The sequence below is a fragment of the Nonomuraea mesophila genome (assembly GCF_004352805.1).
Classification (GTDB): Bacteria; Actinomycetota; Actinomycetes; order Streptosporangiales; family Streptosporangiaceae; genus Nonomuraea; species Nonomuraea longispora.
Genome location: NZ_SMLD01000144.1, coordinates 1 through 24,206 on the forward strand (window position 1 = coordinate 1; position 24,206 = coordinate 24,206).

The 24,206-nt window shown below is 72.2% G+C and carries 20 protein-coding genes, 5 tRNA genes and 1 riboswitch; of the genes, 14 read left to right on the forward strand and 11 right to left on the reverse strand.

Annotated features, from left to right (window positions below; all coding sequences use genetic code 11):
• Positions 1–28: 28 nt before the first annotated feature.
• On the reverse strand, positions 29–811 hold the full coding sequence (locus E1295_RS36480; RefSeq protein WP_220449073.1) for a mechanosensitive ion channel family protein: 783 nt from the start codon (positions 809–811) through the stop codon (positions 29–31).
• Positions 812–942: 131 nt separating this feature from the next.
• Here E1295_RS36480 and E1295_RS36485 point away from each other — a divergent pair, with 131 nt between their 5' ends.
• Positions 943–1,323 carry a VOC family protein gene (locus E1295_RS36485; RefSeq protein WP_132637883.1) on the forward strand — a complete coding sequence of 127 codons (381 nt, stop codon included), beginning with the start codon at positions 943–945 and terminating at the stop codon, positions 1,321–1,323.
• 37 nt (positions 1,324–1,360) lie between these two features.
• On the opposite strand, the gene E1295_RS36490 is transcribed toward E1295_RS36485, so the two are convergent.
• Positions 1,361–2,125, reverse strand: a complete 765-nt coding sequence (locus tag E1295_RS36490; RefSeq protein WP_132637885.1) for an HpcH/HpaI aldolase family protein — start codon at positions 2,123–2,125, stop codon at positions 1,361–1,363.
• Positions 2,126–2,174: 49 nt separating this feature from the next.
• Positions 2,175–3,095, reverse strand: a complete 921-nt coding sequence (locus E1295_RS36495) for an aldo/keto reductase (RefSeq protein ID WP_132637887.1) — start codon at positions 3,093–3,095, stop codon at positions 2,175–2,177.
• A 196-nt stretch (positions 3,096–3,291) separates the two neighbouring features.
• On the opposite strand from E1295_RS36495, the gene E1295_RS36500 reads away from it, so the two are divergent.
• The 3 genes from E1295_RS36500 to E1295_RS36510 are packed head-to-tail and all read left to right on the forward strand — an operon-like array spanning position 3,292 to position 6,543.
• Positions 3,292–4,746 carry a four-carbon acid sugar kinase family protein gene (locus E1295_RS36500; RefSeq protein ID WP_220449071.1) on the forward strand — a complete coding sequence of 485 codons (1,455 nt, stop codon included), beginning with the start codon at positions 3,292–3,294 and terminating at the stop codon, positions 4,744–4,746.
• The gene (gene pdxA / locus E1295_RS36505) at positions 4,743–5,744 is read left to right on the forward strand and encodes a 4-hydroxythreonine-4-phosphate dehydrogenase PdxA (RefSeq protein WP_132637889.1); all 1,002 of its coding nucleotides are present in this window, start codon (positions 4,743–4,745) and stop codon (positions 5,742–5,744) included. The genes E1295_RS36500 and pdxA overlap by 4 nt, the downstream gene beginning before the upstream one ends.
• A gap of 16 nt (positions 5,745–5,760) precedes the next feature.
• A complete protein-coding gene (locus tag E1295_RS36510; protein WP_132637891.1) occupies positions 5,761–6,543 on the forward strand; it encodes a DeoR/GlpR family DNA-binding transcription regulator in 783 nt (260 codons plus the stop codon).
• Positions 6,544–6,726: 183 nt separating this feature from the next.
• Here the strand turns inward: E1295_RS36510 and E1295_RS36515 are convergent.
• From E1295_RS36515 to E1295_RS36535, 5 genes are all read right to left on the reverse strand, one after another.
• Positions 6,727–6,801: transfer RNA gene (locus tag E1295_RS36515), tRNA-Val, on the reverse strand.
• 19 nt (positions 6,802–6,820) lie between these two features.
• Positions 6,821–6,892: transfer RNA gene (locus tag E1295_RS36520), tRNA-Gly, on the reverse strand.
• Between the two features lie 49 nt (positions 6,893–6,941).
• Positions 6,942–7,012 (reverse strand) — tRNA-Cys (locus tag E1295_RS36525).
• A gap of 15 nt (positions 7,013–7,027) precedes the next feature.
• Positions 7,028–7,099: transfer RNA gene (locus E1295_RS36530), tRNA-Gly, on the reverse strand.
• Between the two features lie 86 nt (positions 7,100–7,185).
• On the reverse strand, positions 7,186–9,264 hold the full coding sequence (locus tag E1295_RS36535) for an N-acetylmuramoyl-L-alanine amidase (protein ID WP_246080772.1): 2,079 nt from the start codon (positions 9,262–9,264) through the stop codon (positions 7,186–7,188).
• 267 nt (positions 9,265–9,531) lie between these two features.
• On the opposite strand from E1295_RS36535, the gene E1295_RS36540 reads away from it, so the two are divergent.
• The 8 genes from E1295_RS36540 (at position 9,532) to E1295_RS36575 (ending at position 18,356) form a co-directional block, all read left to right on the forward strand.
• Positions 9,532–9,723 (forward strand): hypothetical protein, encoded by a 192-nt coding sequence (locus tag E1295_RS36540; protein WP_246080773.1) that lies wholly within the window; start codon positions 9,532–9,534, stop codon positions 9,721–9,723.
• 12 nt (positions 9,724–9,735) lie between these two features.
• Entirely contained in the window at positions 9,736–11,556 is a 1,821-nt protein-coding gene (glmS, locus tag E1295_RS36545) for a glutamine--fructose-6-phosphate transaminase (isomerizing) (protein ID WP_132637893.1), read from the forward strand.
• 71 nt (positions 11,557–11,627) lie between these two features.
• Positions 11,628–12,398 (forward strand): SAM-dependent methyltransferase, encoded by a 771-nt coding sequence (locus tag E1295_RS36550; RefSeq protein WP_246080775.1) that lies wholly within the window; start codon positions 11,628–11,630, stop codon positions 12,396–12,398.
• A gap of 105 nt (positions 12,399–12,503) precedes the next feature.
• Positions 12,504–13,463 (forward strand): Bug family tripartite tricarboxylate transporter substrate binding protein, encoded by a 960-nt coding sequence (locus E1295_RS36555; protein WP_132637895.1) that lies wholly within the window; start codon positions 12,504–12,506, stop codon positions 13,461–13,463.
• A gap of 4 nt (positions 13,464–13,467) precedes the next feature.
• Positions 13,468–13,662, forward strand: a riboswitch (cobalamin riboswitch).
• A gap of 129 nt (positions 13,663–13,791) precedes the next feature.
• The gene (locus E1295_RS36560) at positions 13,792–15,969 is read left to right on the forward strand and encodes a ribonucleoside-diphosphate reductase subunit alpha (RefSeq protein WP_246080776.1); all 2,178 of its coding nucleotides are present in this window, start codon (positions 13,792–13,794) and stop codon (positions 15,967–15,969) included.
• A 10-nt stretch (positions 15,970–15,979) separates the two neighbouring features.
• The gene (locus E1295_RS36565) at positions 15,980–16,975 is read left to right on the forward strand and encodes a ribonucleotide-diphosphate reductase subunit beta (RefSeq protein WP_132637899.1); all 996 of its coding nucleotides are present in this window, start codon (positions 15,980–15,982) and stop codon (positions 16,973–16,975) included.
• A gap of 18 nt (positions 16,976–16,993) precedes the next feature.
• On the forward strand, positions 16,994–18,052 hold the full coding sequence (locus E1295_RS36570) for a mechanosensitive ion channel family protein (protein WP_132637901.1): 1,059 nt from the start codon (positions 16,994–16,996) through the stop codon (positions 18,050–18,052).
• Between the two features lie 229 nt (positions 18,053–18,281).
• A tRNA-Pro gene (locus E1295_RS36575) sits at positions 18,282–18,356 on the forward strand.
• Positions 18,357–18,495: 139 nt separating this feature from the next.
• Here the strand turns inward: E1295_RS36575 and E1295_RS36580 are convergent.
• From E1295_RS36580 to E1295_RS36590, 3 genes are all read right to left on the reverse strand, one after another.
• On the reverse strand, positions 18,496–19,272 hold the full coding sequence (locus E1295_RS36580; RefSeq protein ID WP_132637903.1) for a class I SAM-dependent methyltransferase: 777 nt from the start codon (positions 19,270–19,272) through the stop codon (positions 18,496–18,498).
• Positions 19,273–19,307: 35 nt separating this feature from the next.
• Positions 19,308–20,294, reverse strand: a complete 987-nt coding sequence (locus E1295_RS36585) for a site-specific integrase (protein WP_132637905.1) — start codon at positions 20,292–20,294, stop codon at positions 19,308–19,310.
• Positions 20,295–20,397: 103 nt separating this feature from the next.
• Entirely contained in the window at positions 20,398–21,756 is a 1,359-nt protein-coding gene (locus E1295_RS36590) for a M14 family zinc carboxypeptidase (protein ID WP_220449072.1), read from the reverse strand.
• A gap of 101 nt (positions 21,757–21,857) precedes the next feature.
• Here E1295_RS36590 and E1295_RS36595 point away from each other — a divergent pair, with 101 nt between their 5' ends.
• A complete protein-coding gene (locus tag E1295_RS36595) occupies positions 21,858–23,294 on the forward strand; it encodes an amidohydrolase (RefSeq protein ID WP_132637907.1) in 1,437 nt (478 codons plus the stop codon).
• Between the two features lie 108 nt (positions 23,295–23,402).
• Positions 23,403–24,206, forward strand: an 804-nt coding sequence (locus E1295_RS36600) for an FAD-dependent oxidoreductase (RefSeq protein WP_166427584.1), incomplete at its 3' end; no start/stop codon positions are given.

Sequence of the window (24,206 nt, forward strand, 5' to 3'; positions counted from 1 at the left end):
GCGCCGGCCCGGGGGCAGGGGCCGTCACCTACTCCGGAGGCATGTCCGAGCGGGTGGTGCGCCCGCCCGGCATCGTCCGCACCTGCGCCGTCTCCTCGGTCATCGACCGGGCGTCCTCCCGGCCGCGCTGGTACGCCTCCGCGTGCGCCCTCGCCTGGGGCGCCTCGGCCTCGACACGGCCCAGCCAACGCTCCCAGCGCTGCTGCATCGGCCGGATGAGCCCGCCGCCGACGCCGATCGCCGCGATCGCGCCGATGGTGGCGAGGACCGTGATCAGCACCGGAGTGGTGACGGTGGTGGCCACGCCGATCTGGTTGAGCGCGGCGATGATGCCCAGCGCCCAGATGAACACCGCGGCCAGGGTCGCCAGGAAGCGGCCGTAGGACAGCCCGCCCAGAGCGCCGGCGAGGATGTCCCTGACGGCCTTGGCGATGGCGCCGGCCACCACGATGATCACGATGGCCACGATGGCCTTGGGCAGCCAGCCCACCACGGAGGCCAGCAGCGCCGAGATCGGGTTGGGCCCGAAGACGTTGAACGCTATCTGCAGGGTGACCAGCAGGATCGCGTAATAAACGATCTTCGCGAGCAGGCCGCTGGCGGTGTAGTTGCTCCGCTGCAACCAGCGGTGCACGCCACTGCGGTCAACGACTCGCTCGAAGCCGACACGTTCCAGCACCTTGTTGACGATCTTCGCCAGCAGTTTGGCCACGATCCATCCGATGATGAGAATCACGATGAACGCGACCAGCTTCGGGACGAACGATGCTATTTGCCGGAATACGTCCGCAATCCCTTGGCCTAGGTTGATGTCCACGGTTTTTCCTCCTCCGAGGAGCTGATGCAACGGCGCTACCCGTACCGCATCGGTATATGCACACAGCGCCACCGAAAGCTCGCATAAGGCGACATATCACCGTACGGGTCGATAGGGTGATCACCATGCACAGAAGCCGCGTGTACGCCCTGCTCATCGACACACCCACCGCCGAGGCCGACCAGGCGGCGGCCTTCTGGGCGGCGGCGCTCGGCGCCACGGCGCGCCCGCTCGAAGGGTACGAACAGTTCATCTCCCTGCACGGGGCCGTACCGAACATCGCCGTGGCCGTCCAGTCGGCCGACGAGCAGCCCCGCTTCCACGTCGACATCGAGTCCGACGACGTCGAGGCCGAGGTTCGGCGCCTGGTCGCGCTCGGCGCCACCGAGGTGTCGCAGTGGCAGGAGTGCCGTACGCTGCGCGCGCCCGGCGGTCACCTGATGTGCGTGCTGCCGGTGGAGAGCGACAGGGCGTTGTTCGACGCCGAGGCCAAGACCTGGCCGTGACCCCGTGGTGCGCCCGGTGAGGTGGTGACCGGCGCGATCACCCCGACCGTGCGGCCTTCAGGTGAGCGGCGGCGGCCTGCTCCAGGTGGACGAGGTCGGAGGCGACGGTCGCGAACGTGAAACCCTCCGCCAGGCGGCGGGCCGCCTGCTCGCCGCCCGGGTTGTGGATGCCGGCCGCGATCCCGGCCCGCTCCGCGGCCGTCCTGATGGTTTCCAGCGCCTCCTCGAACATTCCCGCGACCTCCGGATCGCCGGGATAGCGGCCGCCCACGGCCAGGCAGAGGTCGGACGGGCCGACGTACACGCCGTCCAGGCCCGGCGTGGCGCAGATGGCCTCGATGCCGGCCAGGCCCTGCGGCGTCTCGATCATGGCCAGGACCAGCACGCTGTCGTCCGCCTCGGCCGGGGTGGGGCCGATCCGCAGCATGGAGCGCATGGGGCCGTACGACCGGCGGCCCGCGGCCGGGTAGCGGGCGGCCGACACGGCCCGCGCGGCGTCCTCGGCCGTGTCGACCAGCGGCACGATCACGCCGCCCGCGCCGAAGTCGAGCGCCCTGCCGATGGCCGCGGGGTCGCCCGACTCCACGCGTACCAGGCCGGTCGAGCGGCCTCCCGCGTCGATGGCCATGAGGTTGCTCAGCAGCCCGGCGTCGCCGATCAGCCCGTGCTGGCGGTCCAGCGCCACGTAGTCGTACCCCAGTCGTGCCAGGCGTTCGGTGGCGACGGGCGCGTCCAGCACCACCCAGTAGCCGACGGCCCGTTCCCGGTTGCGGATCTTCCTGGCGAACTCGGCGGCGGTCATGCGCTCTGGCTCCTCTGCGCTGGTGCGGATGGGCGTGATGGCCTCGCGGTCATCGGTTGTACGCGGGCATGGGGCCTCGCAGCGCCTCGCCCACGGCGTCGCAGGCCGCGGCCACGTCGACGGGCAGCGGCCCGGCAGCCAGCGCGTCCAGGTTGGCGGCCAGCTGCTGAGGGCTGGACGCGCCGAGCAACACCGCGTCCACCACCGGCCGGCCCGCCAGCCAGCGGAACGACAGCTCGGCGAGCGGCATGCCGGCCGTGCGGGCGATCGCGCCGAGCTCCTCGACGGCCTCGAACAGCCCGGCGTTCCAGTAGCGCCGCCGGTACATCTCCGCCAGCCGTGAGTCGCCGAACCGGCCGGCCTCCGGCGCCTGGCCGAAGCGGTGCCTGCCGGTCAGCAGGCCACCCCCGAGCGGGTTGTAGACCATCGTGCGCAGGCCGGAGGAGAGCGCGAACTCCGCGTACTCGTCCTCGATCCTCCTGGCCAGCAGGTTGTAGAGCTGCTGGGCGACCGCGGGACGGGGAGCGATCCCGGCGATCTGCCAGGCGGCGTGGTTGGACACGCCCAGCGCGCCGATCCTGCCCTCGGCGACGAGCTCGGCGACCGTGCCGAGGGTGTCCTCCAGCGGCGTCGCCCGGTCCGGCTGGTGCAGGTAGAACAGGTCGACGTGGTCGGTCCGCAGCCGCCGCAGGCTGCCCTCCAGCGAGGCGCGCAGCCCGGCGGGGGAGAGCGGCGCGTGCTCGCCGGCGTCCGGGTGCGGGATGCCGGCCTTGGTGGCCAGCACCACCCGGTCGCGACGGCCGCGCAGCAGCCCGCCGAGGATCTCCTCGGCGGCGCCGCCCGCGTAGCCGTTGGCCGTGTCGACGCCGCTCACCCCGGCGTCGAGCGCGAGGTCCAGCATCCGCCCCGCCGTCGCGGCGTCCACGGTGTCGCCGAACGTCATGGTGCCGAGGACCGGTTCGGGGGTCATCGCTGTTTCCTTCTGACTGTCGGCCGCTCGTCGAGCCGAGCGTGAGCGTCATGGGCCCGCGGTCGTGAGCGGCGAGCCCGCTCCAGGGCCTCGCCGTTCCTGGGAGTCTGCTTGCGGGCAACTGTGGCACAACGTGCGTATTTCGTGCAATACTCGCCGCGTGAATCGCGCATAGTGATGGGGTGGAGGTGGTGGCGTGGGCCCCGCTCCGGTGTTCGCCCTGGCGGACGACCTGTCGGGGGCGGCGGAAACGGCGGCCGTGCTCATGTCGCCCACACGCCCCGCGCGAATCGTGCTGTCCGGCCCGCCGTACGACGCCGCGCCGCCGTACGTTGCCGGGTTGCCGTGCGACGCTGGGTGGCCGTGTGACGCCGGGTGGTCGTACGACGCCGGGCCGCCCGTGCTGGTCGCCGACCTTGACACCCGGCACCGTTCCGGGGCCGCCGGCCTGGTACGGGAGGCGCTCGCCTGGGCGACGGGCCGCCACGTCCTCGTCAAGATCGACTCGCTGCTGCGCGGCGACGTCGCCGCCACCGTCCACGCCTGCCTCACCACGTTCTCGGGCTCGGCGCCCGTGCCCGTGGTGCTGGCCTCCGCGCTCCCGCAGGCCGGTCGTGCGGTCGTGAACGGCGTGCCCCTCATCCACGGCATCCCCTTGCGCGAAACGCGCACTTCCGATCCCGTCGCCGGGCCGGACTGCGCACAGGGCTCTGGGCCGGGCGCTGGCGGGTCCGGTGCCGGGCGGCCGGACACCGTGGCCGCGGCCCTTGGCGCAGTGCCGTCGGCAGACATCGGGCTGGCCACCGTCCGTGCCGGTCCAGCCGCCCTCCGAGAGGCGCTGGCGGAGACGGCCGCGGGCGGGCGGGTGGCCGTGTGCGACGCGGAGACGGACGCCGACCTGGACACGATCGTCGCGGCCACGCTCGCCAACGACCCGGCGACCCGTCTCGTCGGCGCCGGCGGCCTGGCCGCCGCTCTGGGCCGCGCCCTCAACTCCGGCACCCGGGCCGCGTCGCCCGCCGGTTCCCCGCTCGCTTCGGGCGGCGGGTCGTCTACGGGCGCGCTGCTCGTCGTGGTCGGTACGGCGGAACCGGCCGCGGCGGAGCAGGCCAGGCTGCTGGTCGCGCACGATGCCGCGCCCGTGGTCCTCGACGCGGCGGACCTGCACGCGATGGATACCGGCACCGCGGTCGGCGGGGGTGCCGCGGGGCCCACGGGCACGACGGCCGGCGGGAATGCCGCGGGGCCCACGGACGCGCGGGGGATCGGACCGTTCGCCGGGCGGCTGCGGAGGGCGCTGGGCGGCGGCGGGGCCGCCGTGCTGACCGTACGAGGAGCGGCGCCGCCCGCACTCCCCGCCCTGCTCGGCCGGATCGTCCGTGAGGCGCTCGGAGGAATGCCGGCCGACCTGGTCCTGACCGGCGGGGAGACCGCGAGGAGGGTGCTCGACGCGCTGGGCGTGCGCGAGTTGTTCCCCGTGGGCCAGGTGCACCACGGCGCGGTGCACAGCCGGACCCCGGACGGCCGTTCCGTGGTGACGAGGCCGGGCAGCTTCGGCGGACCGGACAGCCTCCTGCGCATCGCCGCCCATCTCAGACCCCGGCGCTTCCCCCGCCCGGGTGGCGCCGCCATCGACGAAAGGCCGACATGAGCAGCACTCCTCTCATCGCCCTCACCATGGGGGACGGTTCCGGCGTAGGCCCGGAGGTCGTCGTCGGAGCGCTCCTCGCCCCCGGGACCTCCGCGTTCTGCCGCCCGGTCGTCATCGGTGACGTGGGACGCCTGCGCGGGGCCGCGCGGATCCTCGGCATGGAGCCCGAGGTGGTCAGGGTGGAGCACGTGGGCGAGGCCGTCTTCGAGCCGGGCCGGATCAACGTCATCGACCCGGGGCTGCTGCCCGAGGACCTGCCGTGGGGCCGGGTCTCGCCGGTCGCGGGTCACGCGGCCTACACGTACGTACGGCTGGCCGCCGAGCTGGCGACGTCCGGCGACGTACGGGCGATCTGCACCGCGCCGCTGAACAAGGAGGCGCTGCACGCGGCCGGGCACCTCTTTCCCGGGCACACCGAGCTGCTGGCGCACCTGACGGGTACGCCGGAGGTGTCGATGATGTTGTCGACGTCGAAGGTCAAGGTCATCCACGTCACCACGCACGTCGGCCTCATCGACGCGGTCGCGCGCATCGAGCCCGGCCTGGTCGAGCGGACCGTCCGCAGGGGTGAGGCGGCGCTGCGCGGCTCGGGCGTGGCGCGTCCGAGGATCGGCGTGTGCGGCATCAACCCGCACGCGGGGGAGAACGGCCTGTTCGGGTACGGCGAGGAGGAGGAGAAGATCGTTCCCGCGCTCGAGCTGCTGCGCGCGGAGGGCATGGACGTGCACGGGCCGCTTCCCGCCGACACCGCGTTCTTCCTGGCGGGCCGCGGCGACTACGACCTGATCGTGGCCATGTACCACGACCAGGGGCACGGCCCGGTGAAGATCCTCGGCCTGGAGGCCGGGGTGAACATCACGGTGGGCCTGCCGGTGATCAGGACCTCGGTGGACCACGGCACCGCCTTCGACATCGCGGGGAAGGGCGTCGCCGACGCCGGTAGCATGATCGAGGCGCTCCGCCAGGCGGCAGAGCTGTCGTCCGCGCGGGGCATGTGACGGGAGGAGGCCATCGATGGGCCGCGCAGCGCGGGCTCGCCGTGACGAGATCGTCCGCCTGGCCACCACCACGGGGCTGGCCAGCGTCGAGGAGCTGTCGGCCCGGCTCGGGGTGACGGCCTCCACCATCCGGCGTGACCTGGCCCACCTCAAGGCGGCGGGGCTGCTGGCGCGCACGTACGGCGGGGCGATGGCGGTCGTCACCCATCCCGAGGCGTCGCTGCGGCAGCGCATCGGGGAGGCGTTCGAGGAGAAGCGGGCCATCGCCGCGTGGGCGGCGGCGCAGATCCGCCCGGGGGAGACGATCCTGCTCGACTCGGGCTCGACGACGGGCGCGCTGGCCCACGAGCTGCGGCACGCCGCCGACCTGACCGTGGCCACCACCGGCCTGAACGCCCTGCAGGAACTGGTGGGCGCGACCGGCGTGCACGTCGAATGCCTGGGCGGCACCCTGCGCCACGTGAGCCAGGGCTTCGTGGGCCCGCTGGCCGAGGCGGCGCTGAGCAGGATGACGTTCGACCGGGCCTTCCTGGGCGCCGACGGCGTCACGGCCGAGGACGGCATCTGCGAGGCCGACCTGCAGCAGACCCGCTTCAAGGAGTTGATGATGCAGCGCTCCCGCCACGTCTACCTGCTGGTTCACGCCGCCAAGCTGGGTCGCCGCCCGTTCCACGCCTGGGCCCGCATGCCCGACGCCTGGACCCTCGTCACCGACGCGTCGGCCACCCCTGAATCCCTCAAGCCGTTCGCGGCCGAAGGCGTGGAGACGGTGGTCGTGGACCCGCGAACCGACGGGTAGCCGAGGCGGGCGTCCTGCGCCGTCGCGTGGCGTGCGGAGCGTGATCCGGCGAGCCATCTCGATGCCGGGGTGCGGGTGGCGGCTCGCCCCTACGAAAACCGGAAGCCCCAGACGTCCGGCTCGTGCCGTGCGCTGGGGCTTCGATTCCGGCCGGCCAGATCAGGCCTGGCCGACCGGGAGAACTGGTGGACGATACTGGGATTGAACCAGTGACCTCTTCCGTGTCAGGGAAGCGCTCTCCCGCTGAGCTAATCGTCCGTGCGAGTGATGAACTCCGAGCGGAAGACGGGATTCGAACCCGCGACCCTCACCTTGGCAAGGTGATGCTCTACCACTGAGCCACTTCCGCGTGCGCCGGACTTTACTTTAGCGGATCCCGGAGGATCTGCCGGTCGCCGAGGTGGAGACGGGATTTGAACCCGTGTAGACGGCTTTGCAGGCCGCTGCCTCGCCTCTCGGCCACTCCACCAGGAGTCTTGCTCCGAGCGGAAGACGGGATTCGAACCCGCGACCCTCACCTTGGCAAGGTGATGCTCTACCACTGAGCCACTTCCGCGTGAAACCCCGGGCGACTCGCGCCCTGGTCACAGGGAAACCATATCGTCTTCCTGGAGTGCGCGTGCGCAGCACGAGGCGGGTGGGTCACTTTCGATCGAGCAGCCGCATGTCCCTGGCCTTCACGAACATCACGCGGTGCCCGAGCTGGATCTGGTGATAGCGCAGCCTGCCGGTCGTGGTGACGTGCCGTGACGGCTTGAAGGCGTTGGCGGCGTAGTAGGAGCCGGTGACCGTGTCGCCCAGCGAGTACGTCTGGCCGGTGCCGATCGTGTACGGGAGCGGCCGCAGCGGCTGGTGGGCGGCGAGCTTGTAGGCGGACTTCTCGGGATAGGCCCGGCCGTACACCTTCACGTCGTCTCTGCGCGGCGTGACCAGCGGGCCCTCGGCGGGAACGGCGGTCGGATCCGAGGCCGGGTTGTGGAACCACGCCTTCTGCCCGAGGTACCAGATGGCCGTCCAGTCCCCCTCACGCTCGGCCACCGCGTAGCGCTGGCCGGTGGAGGCGCGGGCGCCGTGGTCGTACACGCTGCGGGTGCTGGGCTTGTTCCCGTGTTTACCGACGTCCCTGACCAGCGGGGCCGACTTCTTGGGCGCCGTGTGCAGCAGGACGGCCGAGGCGCCGTGCGGCGGGCACGCCTTGGCGGGTTTGGCCGTGTCGCAGCCGGTGAAGCGGGGCCGGTGGGTGGCGTACGACGGGCGGATGATGACGGACTCGCCGTTGCCGGCCGCCTTGAACGGCCGGTGCATGAGGTGGAAATAGTGTGCCCAGTCCCAGTACGGCCCCGGGTCCTCGTGCATGCCGGCGACCGTCGCGGGGGTGGTGCCCGGGACGTTGTCGTGACCCAGGATGTGGGCGCGGTCGAGCGGGATGTCGTGCTTGGCGGCGAGGAACCTCACGAGCCTGGCCGAGGCCCGGTACATCGCCTCCGTGTACCAGGCGCCCCCCTTGGCCAGGTATCCCTCGTGCTCGATGCCGATCGAGCGGGTGTTGACGTCCCAGTTGCCCGCGTGCCAGGCGATGTCGTTCGTCGCGACGTGCTGGGCCACGTGCCCGTCGCGGGAGCGGATCGTGTAGTGCCAGCTCACGTACTTCGGGTTGCGGACCAGGGAGGGGATGCCCCGGTAGGTGCCCTCGGTGTCGTGGATGACGATGTAGTCGACCGACCTGGTGCGGCTCAGGCGGTCGTGGTTGCCGTAGTCGCGGTGCTTCTTCTTGCCGAACCGTTTGTGCGCGGCCGGCATCCACTCGCAGGCGAGCGCGGTGGGGCACTCCGCCAGGTCGGCCCCCGACTCCGCCTTGGCGCTGTCGTGGCCCTCGCCGGTGACGCCGGGCGTGTCCCAGCCGGGCTGCTCGTCGGACGGCGTGTCCCAGCCCGCGAAGGACCCGTCGGGCTCGCCCCAGGGCTCGCTTTCGGGGTCGCTCTCAGAGGAGCCCACGAAGGGCGGCAGGTCGGGTACGGGGTCCAGTCGCACCAGGTGCCCGTCGTCCGTACGGCGTTCCACGCCCTCCCGCATCACCGTGAACACCTCGTCGGCGAAGCCCCGGGCGGTGGCGGGGTCCTCCGAGCCCGAGTAGCGGGCGACGGCGTCGTACCAGTCGGCCGGGTCGGCGCTGGGACGTTCCTGGTAGGAGGCGAGGAGGGCGGCGCCGGCCCTGATGTTGGCGACCGGGTCGGTCCTGAGCCGGGCGGGCGCGACGCCGGCGAGGCGGCCGGCCTGGGGGAGTGTCGCCGCCGGCGCGTCCTGCGCCAGGCGCAGCGCGGACGAGGCGAGCGGCTCGACGCGCGCCGGGGGCATCGGGCGGGCCTCGTCGCCGCGGGCGTCGCCGAGCGCGTCCCCGACCGTTCCGTCGAGCGCCTCGGCGGGGAACGTGTCGACCAGGTGCATCGGGCCGTAGCCGCCGGCCGTGCTCGGTCGCCCGCCGTTGGCGTCCCAGCGGGACTGCAGGTACGCCACGCCGAGCAGCACGCTCTCCGGCACGCCGTACTCGCGGGCGGCGGCGGCGAAGTCGGACTGCCGCCCGGTCGCCGCGACCTCGCGCCCCGGCCCGGCGGGCCGGGCGGACAGCAGGTCGGCGCGCGGATCGGCGGGCAGGGCGGGCGCGGTCAACGCGGTGGCGACCAGGACGACGGCGAGCCAGAGCTGCATGAACATCTCCCCCATGGACGTCACGATGCGACTACTCAGCGTAACTGTTCTCAGAAAGGGATGTGTCAGACGGGCCGGATGATACGGATGGGACTTCCGGGATCTCGCCGCCGGTCCGGTGGGCGATGAGGTTAGATCCTGCCCGATATCGGGCAGGATGATGGCGTGTCTCGTTCAAGAGCCGTAAGGTCCTCGTCTGTGCCACCGGCACGGCCCCCGTACGAAGATCTCATCGCTCATCTCACGAGGACGAGCCCGCTCGGGCCTGGTGAGGCGGCGCGCGTGGTCGCCGACGTGCTGGCGTACTTCTCGGAGACGACCGAGGAGTACGTACGGCGCCGTCACGGCGAGCTGAAGGCGCGCGGCCACACCAACGACGAGATCTTCCCGAGGATCGCAGCCGAATTACGGGGCCGCCGGGTGGCCGCGCCGGAGTTGTCGCTGCGACAGCTCCGCAGGATCGTCTACGGATGAACAGGAGACTCCATGTGCGGAATCGTGGCCTACGTCGGCCCAAGGGACGCAGCCCCCATCCTGCTGGAGGGTCTGCAGCGGCTCGAATACCGGGGCTACGACTCGGCCGGGGTCGTGGTGTCCAACAAGGGGCTGAAGGTCCGTAAGGTCAAGGGCCGGGTGGCCGACCTGGCCAAGGCCGTGCCCGTGCGGTTCAAGGGCGGCCTCGGCATCGGGCACACCCGCTGGGCCACGCACGGCGTCCCCAGCGACGTCAACGCCCATCCGCACCTGTCCGCCGACCAGCGCATCGCGGTGGTGCACAACGGCATCATCGAGAACGCCGGGGAGCTGCGGGCCAAGCTGGAGGCCGACGGCGTGGTGTTCGCCTCCGAGACCGACACCGAGGTGCTCGCGCACCTGGTCGCCCACGCCGCCGACGAGAACGACTCGCTGGAGGAGGCCGTAAGGAAGACGCTCAAGAGCGTCGTCGGCACGTACGGCATCGCCGTCATCGACGCCGAGCGGCCCGGCGAGGTGGTCGTGGCGCGCAACGGCAGCCCGATCGTGCTCGGCATCGGCGAGAAGGAGATGTTCGCCGCGTCCGACGTGGCCGCCCTGGTCCGCTACACCCGCCAGGTCGTGCACCTGGAGGACGGCGAGCTGGCCGTGCTGAAGGCCGACGGGTTCCACACCTTCGCCAGCGACGCCCGCGAGACGGCCAAGGAGCCGCTGACCGTCGACTGGGACGCCGGCCACTACGACACCGGCGGCTACGAGCACTACCTGCTCAAGGAGATCTCCGAGCAGCCCGAGACGATCACCCGGACGATGAGCGGCCGTCTCGACGAGCGCTTCCACGTGGCCCACCTCGGCGGGCTGAACATGGACGCCCGCGAGACGCGGAGCTTCCGCCGGGTGAAGATCATCGGCTGCGGGTCCGCGTACTACTCAGGGCAGATCGGGGCGCAGCTCATCGAGGAGCTGGCGCGCATCCCGTCCGACGCCGAGCCGGCCAGCGAGTTCCGCTACCGCAACCCCGTCGTCGACCCCGACACGCTCTACGTCGCGATCAGCCAGTCGGGGGAGACCTACGACACGCTCGCCGCCGTGCAGGAGCTCAAGCGCAAGGGCGGCCGGGTCATCGGCATCGTCAACGCCGTGGGCAGCGCCATCGCCCGCGAGGTGGACGGCGGCATCTACCTGCATGCGGGCCCCGAGGTCTCGGTGGCCTCGACCAAGGCGTTCACCTCGACCGCGGTGGCCTTCGCGCTGCTCGCGCTGCACCTGGGCCGGGTGCGCGACCTGTCGCCGGCCGACGGGCGGCGCATCGTGGAGGGCCTGCGCCGGCTGCCCGGTCACGTGGAGGAGGTGCTGGCGCAGGGCGACAAGATCGCCGAGCTGGCGCAGAAGTACGCCGCCCACGCCGGCATGATGTTCGTCGGCCGCGTGCGCGGCTACCCGGTGGCCCGCGAGGGAGCGCAGAAGCTCAAGGAGATCTCCTACGTGCACGCGGAGGCCTATCCGGCCAGCGAGCTCAAGCACGGCCCGCTCGCGCTCATCGGCCCCGAGATGCCGACGGTCGCGATCGTCCCCGACGACGAGCTGCTCGACAAGAACCTCACCACGCTCGGCGAGATCCGCGCGCGCGGCGGGCGGGTGCTCATGGTCGGCCACCGCGAGGCAGGCCCGAAGCTGGCCGACGACGTCATCGTGATCCCGAAGAACGAGATCGAACTCGATCCGATCCTGCTCACGATCCCGTTGCAGCTGCTCGCGTACCATGCGGCCGTGGCGCTCGGCCGGGACGTCGACAAGCCGCGCAACCTCGCCAAGAGCGTCACGGTCGAATAGTTGAGCCGCAAATCAGCCACATTTCCCTCAGGGTAGTGTTATCCGGCTCCAAACGACATAAATTCGATACTGTGCGGCAGTTCGACCACCAGAGGCCCAATCCCGCACGCATGTACGACTACATGCTCGGCGGGAAGGACAACTTCGCGGTCGACCGCCTGGCCCTCGACCAGCTCGCCGAGCTGGTCCCGGAGGCGGTCCCGCTGGCCCGCGCGAACCGGGCCTTCCTTCAGCGTGCCGTGCGCTACGTGGCCGCCGACGGCGTACGCCAGTTCCTCGACCTGGGCAGCGGGCTGCCGACACAGGGCAGCGCGCACGAGGTGGCGCCCGAGGCCCGGGTCGTCTACGTCGATCATGATCCGGTCGTCGCCGCGCACTCCAGGGCCCTGCTCGAGAACTCGGGCAGGGCCGTCTTCGTCGAGGCCGACCTGCTCGACGCCGACGAGGTGCTGGACCGGGCCGGCGCCCTGCTCGACCTGACCGAGCCGGTCGGGGTGCTGCTGGTGTCGATCCTGCACTTCATCCCCGACGCGGCCGGCTCGCAGGACGCGGTGGCGGCGCTGCGCGAGCGGCTGGCACCCGGCAGCCACCTGGTGATCTCGCACGCGACGACGAGAGCCAGGGCCGAGGACGGCGAACGTGCCAGGACACCCTCCCGTGGCCCGTCGTCAGGGGGCGCCGACCGTACGCCGTCCGAGATCCGCGCGTTCTTCGGCGACTTCCCGCTGGAGCCGCCCGGGCTCGTGCAGGCCACCGACTGGCGTCCCGACCGGCCCAAACTGGTGGGCGACTGGTCGCTGCCCTCCTCGCTCATGGCCGGGATCGCCAGGAAACCCGCCTGACCCCACCGGCGCGCACATAGCAGCGCGCCGCCACGGCCCCGGTGCGTGACGCTCCGCGCTGGATCAATAACCTGTGGTTACGGGGAGCACGGCGAGGGGGCGCAGATGCGGCGACGGCGGTTCTTGGTCGGAGGGCTGGGCGCGGCCCTCTGCGCGGCCGGAGGGGTGGCCGGTTGCGGCACGCAGCGGGCCACCCAGGGCGCGGCCGGGCTGCGCACCCGCTTCTCGATCAATCCAGGTGGGCGCCGGTGGGCCCGCGCGGGTTCGGTGTTCGCCGGCGTGGCCCGCGCCGCGGGGTTCGGGACGGGTGAGGGCCCGCGGGTCACGGTGAGCGGCCTGCACGCGCTGGCCGCGGCCGAGCTCAACCAGGGCCAGAGCCTGCTCGACGCCGCGACTCCGCTGGCCAGGCTGGCCGGCGAGGTCGAGGTCGTGGTGGTGCCCCACAACTCACGGTTCAGGGACTTCGGCGACTTCGGCGCCGCCCTGCTCTCCAGGCCAGGGCAGACGCTGCTGGCCGGAGGGCCGCAGGGCGACCCCGACCACCTGCTGTTCGGCCTGATCGCCAAGGGGCTGGGCGCCGACACCCGGCAGGTCGACTACACCGGCTACCCCAGCCGTCACGAGGTCGTGGCCGCGCTGTCGTCCGGCAAGGCGGCCGCCGCGGCGGGCCGGGTCGCGGAGTGGCGTACGATCATCGGCCGCGGCCGGATCAGGGCGCTCGCGGTGTCCTCGGCGGAACGGGTGCCGGACCTCGACGCGCCGACGTTGCTGGAGTCGGGCGTACGCGTGGACTTCGTGGACTGGATGGCGGCCTTCGGCCCTCATGACATGCCGGACGAGAGCCGCGAGTCGGCCGTCGGCATGTGCGACGAGGTGACCCGCTCGCCCGGCTGGGAGGCGGCCTGCCGGGACGCCGGGTGGGTCTCGATCCCGCTCAGCGGTGACGACTTCGAGCTGTGGCTGGCCTCCGAGGTGCGGCGCACCCGCGGGGTGCTGCGGGACCTCGGGATGGTCGACACGACCAAATCCACAATATGCAGGGGTGGTTGCGGGATCCGCCACTAGATGTAGGATCCTGGTCGTCGCTGGTTCGCCTCCTGGAGGCGGAGCAAAAGGGAACCCGGTGAGATTCCGGGGCTGCCCCGCAGCGGTGAGCGGGAACGACCGCCGTCACATGCACTGGAGCGATCCGGGAAGCGACGGCCACTAGGCGCTTTCGAGCACGCCCGCAAGCCCGAAGACCTGCCGGCGACATGCAGGGCCGCGTCCTCCGGCGCGCCCGGCATGCCGTGTCGAAGGCCTCGAGGGAGGGCCGGGGACCAGGGCGGTCATGGGTTCGTGCCGCCGTGCTCTCGCGTGCCCTCACGGGGATGAGCTCGCGAGGAGAGAGCACGTGACGCAGATCGTTGAGGGTGACCGCCGCCTGGCCATCGAGGAGGCCGCCGCGCGGGTGATCACCGATCCGGCCGCCTCCCGGGTCGCCGCCCGGCTGCTGGCCGAGGAGATCGCCGACGAGGCGGCGGGGCACGGGGTGCGCTCGTTCTCCGAGTCGATCGCGGCCACCCACGCGGCGGGGCTGATCCAGGACGGTCTGGCGGAGTTCGTCGCCGCGCACGCCGCCGAGCTGGACGCGCTGGTCCGCGCGGAGGCGGACGACCGGTTCGAGTATTTCGGGTTGCGTACGGTCTACGACCGTTACCTGCTGCGCCACCCCGAGACCCGCAAGGTGCTGGAGCGGCCGCAGCACTTCTTCCTCCGCGTGGCCTGCGGGCTCGCGGAGTCGGTCGCCGAGGCGGCCGAGCTGTACGCGCTGATGTGCACGCTGTCCTACCTGCCGAGCTCGCCCACCCTGTTCAACGCGGGAGCGCGCCGGCCGCAGCTGTCGTCGTGCTTCCTGCTCGACTCGCCGCGCGACGAGCTGGAGGGCATCTACGACCGCTACGGCCAGGTGGCCCGGCTGTCCAAGTACGCCGGAGGCATCGGCGTCTCCTGGACCCGGGTGCGCTCGCGCGGCTCCCTGATCAGGGGGACGAACGGCCACTCCAACGGCATCGTGCCGTGGCTGCGCACGCTCGACGCCTCGGTCGCGGCGGTCAACCAGGGCGGCCGGCGCAAGGGCGCGGCCTGCGTCTACCTGGAGACCTGGCACGCCGACATCGAGGAGTTCCTGGAACTGCGCGACAACACCGGCGAGGACGCCCGCCGCACCCACAACCTCAACCTGGCCAACTGGGTGCCCGACGAGTTCATGCGCCGCGTCGAGGCCGACGAACCCTGGTCGCTGTTCGACCCCAAGGAGACGCCCGACCTCACGGACCTGTGGGGGGAGGAGTTCACGGCCGCCTACCGCGCGTACGAGCAGGCGGGGCGCCACGTCCGGCGCGTCCCCGCGAGGACCCTGTACGCCCGGATGATGCGCACCCTCGCCCAGACCGGCAACGGCTGGATGACCTTCAAGGACGCCGCCAACCGCACCTCCAACCAGACGGGCCGCCCCGGCAACGTCATCCACCTGTCCAACCTGTGCACGGAGATCCTTGAGGTCACCAGCGATGGGGAGACGGCCGTGTGCAACCTGGGCTCGGTCAACCTGGCCGCCCACCTCGCGGGCGGCGACGTCGACTGGGAGCGGCTGCGCGCCACCGTACGCACGGCCGTACGTTTCCTCGACCGCACCATCGACCTCGGCTTCTACCCGACGCCCGAGGCGGAGACGGCCAACAGGCGGTGGCGGCCGATCGGGCTCGGCGTCATGGGGCTGGCCGACGTGTTCTTCGCGCTGCGGCTGCCGTTCGACTCGCCCGAGGCGCTGGAGTTGTCCACGCGCGTCGCCGAGGAGATCGCGCTGGCCGCCTACGACACCTCGGCCGACCTGGCGGTCGAGCGCGGCAGACACCCGGCGTACGCCGACACCCGGGCCGCCGGGGGAGTGCTGCACCCCGACCACTACGTGGCGAGCACGCCGCGCTGGGACGCCCTGCGCGAGAAGATCGCGATGACCGGCCTGCGCAACTCCCTCATGATCGCCATCGCGCCGACCGCCACGATCGCCTCCATCGCCGGCTGCTACGAGTGCATCGAGCCGCAGGTGTCCAACGTGTTCAAACGCGAGACGCTGTCGGGCGAGTTCCTTCAGGTCAACCGCTATCTGGTGGCCGACCTGCAGGAGCGCGGGCTGTGGACGCAGCGGGTGCGTGACGACGTCAAGCGGGCCGACGGCTCGGTCCAGTCCGTCCCCGGCATCCCCGACGACCTCAAGCTGCTCTACCGCACGGCCTGGGAGCTGCCGCAGAAGGCGCTCATCGACCTGGCCGCCGCCCGCCAGCCGTACATCGACCAGTCGCAGTCGCTCAACCTCTTCATGGCCGGCCCGACGATCGGCAAGCTCTCCTCGATGTACGCCTACGCCTGGAAGAAGGGCCTGAAGACGACGTACTACCTGCGCTCGCGCCCCGCCACCCGCATCGCCCAGACGACGGTCCCGGCGACGGTCCCGGCGACGGCCGCGCTCTCGGAAGAGGCGCTCGCCTGCTCCCTCGAGAACCCCGAAACCTGCGAAGCCTGCCAGTAAGGAGCCCGTCGTGCTGCTCGACCCCGGAATGGACCTCACCCTGCGCCCCATGCGCTACCCCGGCTTCTACGAGCGTTACCGCGCGGCCATCCGCAACACGTGGACGGTCGAGGAGGTGGACCTGCACACCGACCTGGCGGACCTGTCCAGGATGACGCCGCAGGAACGGCATCTGATCAACCGCCTGGTCGCCTTCTTCGCGACCGGCGACTCGATCGTGGCCAACAACCTCGTGCTCAACCTCTACCAGCACGTCAACGCCCCCGAGGCGCGCCTGTACCTCAGCAGGCAGCTGTTCGAGGAGGCGGTGCACGTGCAGTTCTACCTGACGCTGCTGGACACCTACCTGCCCGATCCCGACGAGCGGGCCAAGGCCTTCGCCGCGGTCGAGCACATCCCGTCGATCCGCGACAAGGCGGAGTTCTGCTTCAGGTGGATCGACTCGATCAACGGCCTCGACCGGCTGGAGACGGCCGCCGAGCGCCGCCAGTTCCTGCTCAACCTCATCTGCTTCGCCGCCTGCATCGAGGGCCTGTTCTTCTACGGGGCCTTCGCGTACGTGTACTGGTTCCGTTCCCGCGGCCTGCTCAACGGCCTGGCCACGGGGACGAACTGGGTGTTCAGGGACGAGTCCATGCACATGGAGTTCGCGTTCAGCGTGGTCGACACGGTCAGGGCCGAGGAACCCGAGCTGTTCGACGACGAGCTGGGCAAGCAGGTCACCGGCATGATCGAGGAGGCGGTGGCCGCAGAGCTGGCCTTCGCGGAGGATTTGTGCGGGGACGGCATGATGGGCATGGGGGTGACGCAGATGCGCCACTACCTGGAATATGTCGCTGACCGGCGGCTGGATCGGCTGGGGCTGCCGAGAAGGTACGGTTCGGCCAACCCGTTCGGGTTCATGGAACTGCAGGACGTGCAGGAGTTGGCTAACTTCTTCGAACGGCGGGTTTCGGCTTACCAAGTGGCGGTTGAGGGCAACGTGAGTTTGGACGAATCTTTCTAGGACATAAGGGAGCAAGGAGTGCAGTCTCCGGCGGGCTGGCCCATCCTCGCCATCGCGGTGATCAGTGCGGTTCTCCTGGTGGAAGTGGCCAGGCGGGTGCTGAACCGGGTGGGGCGCAAGTGGGCGCTCGCCCGGCACCTTGTGGAGCACTGCACCTGGCCCGCGTTCGCGGTGGGCGTCGTGGTGGCGTGCAACCTGGTGTTCGGGCCGGGCATGCTGGGCCCGACGCCCGGCGAGCGCGGCCTGGCCGCATCGATCGAGCACGCGCTCGGCCTGGTCACGATCGCCGCGGTCACCTGGCTGATCGTGCAGGCCTCGTACGCGCTGACGGACGTCGTGCTCGACCGGCTGGTCCAGGTCGAAGGGGATCGTAACCGCCGGGCGCGGCGGATCATGACGCAGATCGCGCTGGTCCGCCGCATCGCCTCCGCCGCCTTCATCGTGATCGCGCTCGGGGCCATGCTCTTCTCCTTCCCGCAGATGCGGGCGCTCGGCGCGGGCCTGCTCGCCTCGGCGGGCATCGCCGGCGCCATCGTCGGCATCGCCGCCCAGCCGACCATCGGCAACGCGCTGGCCGGGCTCCAGCTCGCCTTCAGCGACGCGCTCCGCCTCGAGGACGTGGTCGTGGTCGAGAAGGAGTGGGGCAGGGTCGAGGAGCTCACTCTCACCTACGTCGTGCTGCGGTTGTGGGACGAGCGGCGGCTGGTCCTGCCGGTGTCGTACTTCACGCAGAACCCGTTCGAGAACTGGACCCGGCACGGCAGCCGCGTGCTGGCCGTGGTCTACCTGCGGGTGGACTGGTCGGTGCCGGTGCCCAAACTGCGGGAGGCGCTATACGCGTTCCTGCAGGACAACCCGCTGTGGGACCAAAAGGACTGGACCCTCCAGGTCACTGACGTGCTGCCGAACGGGCTGGTCGAACTGCGCGCCCTCATGAGCGCCGCCGACTCGGCGTCGTCGTGGGACCTCAAGTGCGACGTGCGCGAATATCTCGTCGATCACGTACGCGACAACTACCCCGACGCCCTGCCCCGCTTCCGCGTCGACACCCCGGAGACGCGCGCCGGCATGAGCTGAACCGCCGACCGCGACCGGCGGTAAATCAGGTGGCATTCACGACGATCACGGGGTTACCGTAAGAAAGTCAACGACGAGCGGCGGAAAGGACGGGCTACATGCGTGAGCTGGGCACCATCCGGCCGTCGGCGGTCCTTCCCGAGCCGCGGCGGAGGCTTTCCGGATAGTCCTGTCGAAGGATGTCCGAAAAGCCGTCTCGAACCCTTCGAGGCGGCTTTCTCATGCGCGACCGAGTGTGGGGCAGTTTGGCCGCCCGCCTGCTTTGGGGGCAGGAGCGACGCAGGTTCGAATCCTGCCACTCGGACAGCGGCCCTGAAAGGAAAGGGCCGCGGGCCACGGCCTGACCGGAGGGAATGGCGACCCCCGGCCGGACCACGCCCTCACCCCGGGCCGGCCCACGCCAGCCGGGCCCGGGGTCCATCCCGCGTTCGCGCGGGACCCGGTCACGGCGTGCGGCGGGCGAGGTAGAGGGCCGTCGTCACGCTCAGCGTCACCTGGTCGCCGAGAACGTCGCGCAGCGCGGCGAGCAGGCCGGCGCGTACGTCCTCGGGGAGCATCCGGATGGCCGAGCGGGTGCCGAGCAGCGTGAGGTAGTCGGCGATGGGAAACGTGAGCTCCGACGGATAGAGCCGGGCCGACAGGTCGTGGAAGGTGTCCTGCCGTTCCAGCTCCAGCCACCAGCGCGACGACTCGATCGACGACTCGGTGGGCAGTTCGGTGTCCAGCAGGATGTGCGGCGCGCGCGCACGGTGAACCGCGAGCGCCGCGTCCAGCACCGCGGGGTCCTTGAGCATGTCCAGGTGCCAGAACAGGGCGAGCGCGCCTTCGGGGGCCAGCACCTCGGCCGCCTTCCGCCACCTGACCTCAGGGTCGGTCCAGTGCCAGGCCTGGGCGCTGAACAGCAGGCCGAACGCTCGATCGGGCCGGAACTCCTCGAACGGGGAGACGACGACGCTCACGTTGGAGTGCCCGCCCAGCCGCCGGTTCAGCACGGCGGCCATCGCGGCGTCCGGCTCGACGGCGGTGAGATCGGTGCCGCGGGCCGCGAACATCGCCGTGGCCTTGCCCGTGCCCGCCCCCGCCTCGACGGCCGGCGCGCCGCCGAGCCCGGCGTAGGCCAGGACGTCGTCCACGAGGGCGTCCGGGTAGGCGGGGCGGACCCTGTCGTATGCGTCGGCCACTTCTCCGAACACCCTGGCCTGCACCCGCTTCGCGGTCATATGCGCCCTTTCGCCGTTGTCTTGTCCGGGTGGGGTCAGGTCATCGGGGCCGCGCGGTCGGCCGCCGTGACGGCCCGCAACATGTACGGGTGCAGCAACTTCGCCCGCTGCCGCGGGATGCCGCCGGCGAGGGCCGCCTCGGCCAGCGCGTCCCTCAGCCACTCCACGTCCACGGGCCGCCCGTCGTCCCGCCGGAGCAGCGGCTCGCCGGGACCCCGATCCGACGACAGCGCCTCCAGCAGCGGCCGGGCCGGAGGAGGCACCGGGAAGGCCACGATGTCGCCGCGGCTGTCGTGCACGGTCACGATGGCGAGGTCGCCCCCGGCCACCGGGTGCACGTCCTGGAGGGTCAGCTCGGCGAGGGCGTCGGCGGCGGCGCCGGTGGCGGTCAGCAGCGCGACGGCCGCGGCCTCGGCGTGCCGGCCGCCGGCGGCCAGCCGGGCGACGCCCTGGCGCAGCAGCCGCCGGTCCTCGCGGGTGAGCGCACCGGTGCCGGTGCCCGCGACGCGGTCGTGGCGTACCGCGCCTGAACGCCAGGCGAAGGCGTAGAAGGAGGACAGCACGCTCCGCCTCCTGTTCACCGTCGCGCTGGCCAGGGGCTTGCCCGGCACGCGCACGCCGATGGTGAGGGCGCCGGCGCGCGCCGCGTCACAGTAGGTCTCGAGGTGCGCTCCGGTGACCGCGAGCAGCTCGACGGACGGCTCTGCCTCGCGCAGCCAGCGCAGGAACGCGGCGAGGACCCGCAGGCGGACCTGCCTGGTGGCCGCCGACGGCCGCTCCCGCAGCCAGGCCGCGACCGTGCGCCAGGTCTGCGGGTCGAGGGAGTCGAGCAGGTCGACGTCGGCGCCGGGGACCTCGCCCGCGTCCTGCGGGCCGCGGCGCGGCTGCAGACCGGCGATCTGCCCGAGGCTGGCCGCGACCGCGCCCCGGCCGGGGCCCGCGTCGCCGGCGCCTAAGGCCGTGCCCGCCGGTGGGGCGCTCTGTGCTCGACCGGCGATCCCTGAGCCAGGCAGATCAGTCATGATCTTGATCATCTCACGGAGCCCGCCTCTCTCGCGTCCTCCTTCAGGACCTGTTTTGGGGGGAACACCGTTCCCGGGCGCGCTCGCCTGGTCCCGGGCCGGGTCACCGCCTGGTGGCGGCGTGCCCGGCGCCGGCCAGGACGGCGCCGTACTGGAGGCACACCAGGTGGCGGATCGGGATGGTCTCGTGGGCCGCGCCGGCCTCCGCCTCCGCGCACCATCCGTCGTACGTCCCCGCCAGCTCGCGCGTCCACGTCCTGACGGCGGGGGTGGCGTTGCCGATCGCCAGCTCGCCCTCCAGCGCCCGCAGCAGCATGCCGCCGAACCGCAGCCGCATGCTGTGCAGCGTGTCGCGGCAGGACGAGACCTCGGCGACCGTCGCGGGCCGGTCGTTGCCCGCGCCGCCGGCCCGCTGCTCGTCGGTGGTGGCGATCCCGGCGATCATCGGGACGAAGCTCCGGCTCGCGCGGACGAACGGCGACCGTGCCGACAGGTCCGCCGAGACGGCCGTCAGCACCTCGTCGAGCCGCTCAGCGGTGGCCCTGACGGCGGCGGAGTGGGCGAGCAGCAGGTCGCGGTAGGTCCGCCCGGCCGGTGTCGTGTCCGCGGCGGAGGGGTCAGTCCAGTAGGGCACCTCGGCGGTCAGCCCCAGCGTGCCGTACCGCTTGATGTAGGAGTCGCTGGCCGCGCCGCCGATGTGCTCCGTGGGGTCCTGGCCGAGCGCCTCCATGTAGTCGTAGGCGTCCTCCATCGACGGGGCCAGGTAGACGGCCTGCTCCAGCTGCTTCACGGCGGGATGCTCGGGCTCGCCCGCGTGCAGCGGCACGCCGTAGCGGGCGGGCAGCGACGTCAGCAGCCGCTGGAGCGCGGGCTCCGGCCGGTTCAGGTAGTAGAAGACGCCGCCGGACTCGCCGTTGTGCAGCGTGGTCAGGAACGTGGGGCGGGTGTCGTCGATCAGCCGCATCAGCGCCAGCGTCTCGGGCAGCACCCGGTCGAAGTAGGCCCGCTTGTACGAGAACGGGAACGTCCACTCGACCTGCTCGTCGCCGGCCGGCCGGTAGAAGTGCCGCCCGTAGTGCGCCTTGGTGAAGGGCCCCGCGAACCAGCCCTCGTTGAGCCGGGTGCCGTCGGGGTCGAGGCAGCCCACGATGTGCCAGGTGTAGCCGGCGGCGCGGCGCAGCTCCGCGTCGGTGCACAGGCGCGTGGCCAGGTGGGTGACGGTCAGGCCGCCGATGGGCTCGTTGGGATGGGGGCCCGCGGCGACGACCGCGTGGCGGGGACCGTCGCCGACCGTCAGGCAGAGCAGCGGGTCGCCGAGGCGGCTGGTGCCGATGCGGCGCAGCGACGCCACGCCGGGATGCTCGCCGGCGAGCCGGGCCAGGGCGTCGTGGACCTCGTCGACCGTGGCGAAGCGGTCGAAGGCGGGAACGGTGTCGAGTTCTTGCATGAGGGAGTCGAGCACGGCCCCAGTGTGCACACGATGTGGGATTCCACAATCCGCACCGGATGAGATGTCCGGTTTTGACGGTTTGCACCCGGGGCCCGGCAGCCTAACGTCGTCGCATGCCTTCACTGTTGCTGCGCAATGCGCGGGTGGGCCTGCGCGGACCCATCCGTAACGTCCTCGTCCGTGACGGCGTGGTCGCGGAGGTGACCACGGAGGAGCCGCCCGCCGGAGAGTCGGCCGACGTGCAGGGCGGGACGCTTCTGCCGGGGTTGTGGGACTCCCACGTGCACATGACGCAGTGGGCCCAGAACCGGCGCCGGGTGGACCTGAGCGGGGCCCGCAGCGCCCGCGAGGCGGTCGACCTCGTCGTCCCGCACAGCGGCTTCACCGTCGGGTACGGCTTCCGCGACGGCCTGTGGCCGGACACGCCGGACAAGGCGCTGCTGGACGCGGCGGCGCCCGGCAGGGGGATCGCCCTGTTCAGCAACGACCTGCACACCGGATGGCTCAGCTCCGCCGCGCTGGCCGCCGTCGGCGTGCCCGGCCATCCCACGGGCGTGCTGCGCGAACGCGAGTGCTTCGCCGCGATGGCCGCGCTGCCGTCACCTCCGGAGGAGGAGCTGGACCGCTGGGTGGCCGAGGCGAGCAGCGCGGCGGCGGCGCGCGGCGTGGTCGGGGTGCTCGACTACGAGTTCGCCGACAACGTCACCGACTGGTCGCGCCGGGCCCGCGGGCACCGGCTGGACGTGCGCGTCGCCTGCTCCATCCCGAAGGACCGGCTGGAGGAGGCCATCTCGCGCGGGCTGCGTACGGGGGATCCCGTCGCGGGGTCCGGCGGGCTGCTGGAGGTGGGGCCGGTGAAGATGTTCGTGGACGGCTCGCTCAACACCAGGACGGCGTACTGCGACGACCCCTATCCCGGCACCGGGGCGCGCGGCCTGCTGGAGACCACGCCCGAGGAGCTGCGCGCGACCATGGAGCTGGCCTTCGAGCACGGGGTGCGGCCCGCCGTGCACGCCATCGGAGACGTGGCGACCGGCATCGCCCTCGACGCGTTCGAGCAGGTGGGCTGCCCAGGACGGATCGAGCACGCGCAGCTCGTCAGGCCGGCCGACTTCGCCAGGTTCGGCAGGCCGGGGCTGGTCGCGGGCGTGCAGCCCGCGCACGCGCCCGACGACCGTGACGTGGCCGAGCGGCACTGGCCGGGCAGGACGCACCGCGCCTTCGCCTACGCCGCCCTGTCCGCCGCCGGCGCCGTGCTGGAACTGGGCTCCGACGCCCCGGTGGCGCCGCTCGACCCCTGGGACGGCCTGGCCGCCGCGGTCGCGAGAACCGACGACGAACGCCCGCCGTGGCACCCGGAGCAGGCCGTGGCGCTGCCCGAGGCGCTCGCCGCCACGGCCAGGGGGCGGCGGGGCGTGCGGCCGGGCGACCCGGCCGACCTGGTGATCACCGCGGCCGACCCCTCGGACGTCGCCCCTGCCGCGCTGCGCCGCATGGAGGTCGTCGGCACGCTGCTCGGCGGCCGGTGGACGTACCGGCTGCCCGGGTGAACCGCGCGGCGGGCCCGGCCACCTGGCGGAACGGCCTGTGTCTGACAGGAGTGGCAAGTATCAGGTACCTTATAGAAATATCAGGTGCCTGATAGAGGGGGAGCGAAGATGAAGGTGCTGATCATCGGGGCCGGCATGGGCGGGCTGACCCTCGCCCAGGCGCTGCGGCGCGCGGGGATCGAGGTCGCGGTCCACGAGCGCGACGCCGCGGTCGAGGCGACCGGCGGCTACCGGCTCCACCTCGACGACCTGGCCTGCGCGGTCCTGGCCCGCCACCTCGCGCCCGACCACTACCAGGCACTCCTCGGCAGCTCGGCGCGGTGGCAGGCGTTCCGCCGCTTCGCCGTCACCGACCACCGGATGCGGCTGCTGTCGGCCGAGCCGCGCGGGCGCGCGGCCGAGACACTCATGATCGGCCGCATCCCGCTGCGCCGGCTCCTGGCCCACGGGCTGGACGGCGCGCTGAGGTTCGGCGCCGAGTTCACCGGCCACCGCACACACGCCGACGGCACGGTCACGGCGCACTTCGCCGACGGGAGCACCGACCGGGGCGACCTCCTCGTCGGGGCTGACGGCGTCGGCTCGCGGGTCGCCGCCGCGCTGACCGGCCGCCCGACCTCCGCGCCCGCCGGGGTGAGCGGCATCGCCGGCCGCACCCCGCTCGACGGGCGGACCCGCCCGCTCGTCCCCGGGCTGCTGGCCGAGGGTCCGGCGCTGGCCTTCGGGCCGGGCGGGATCGGGATGTTCGTCACCGTGCACGACCCGGCGGGCGGCGCCGTCGTCGACCCCGCCTCCTGCACCCGTGTGCCCGCCGTCCTGGAGGAGCCCGCGCTCATCTGGGGGCTCCTCGCCCCCGACGGGCGGTTGCCCGGCAGGCCGCGCGAGCTCGACGGCGCGGGCCTGATGCGGGTC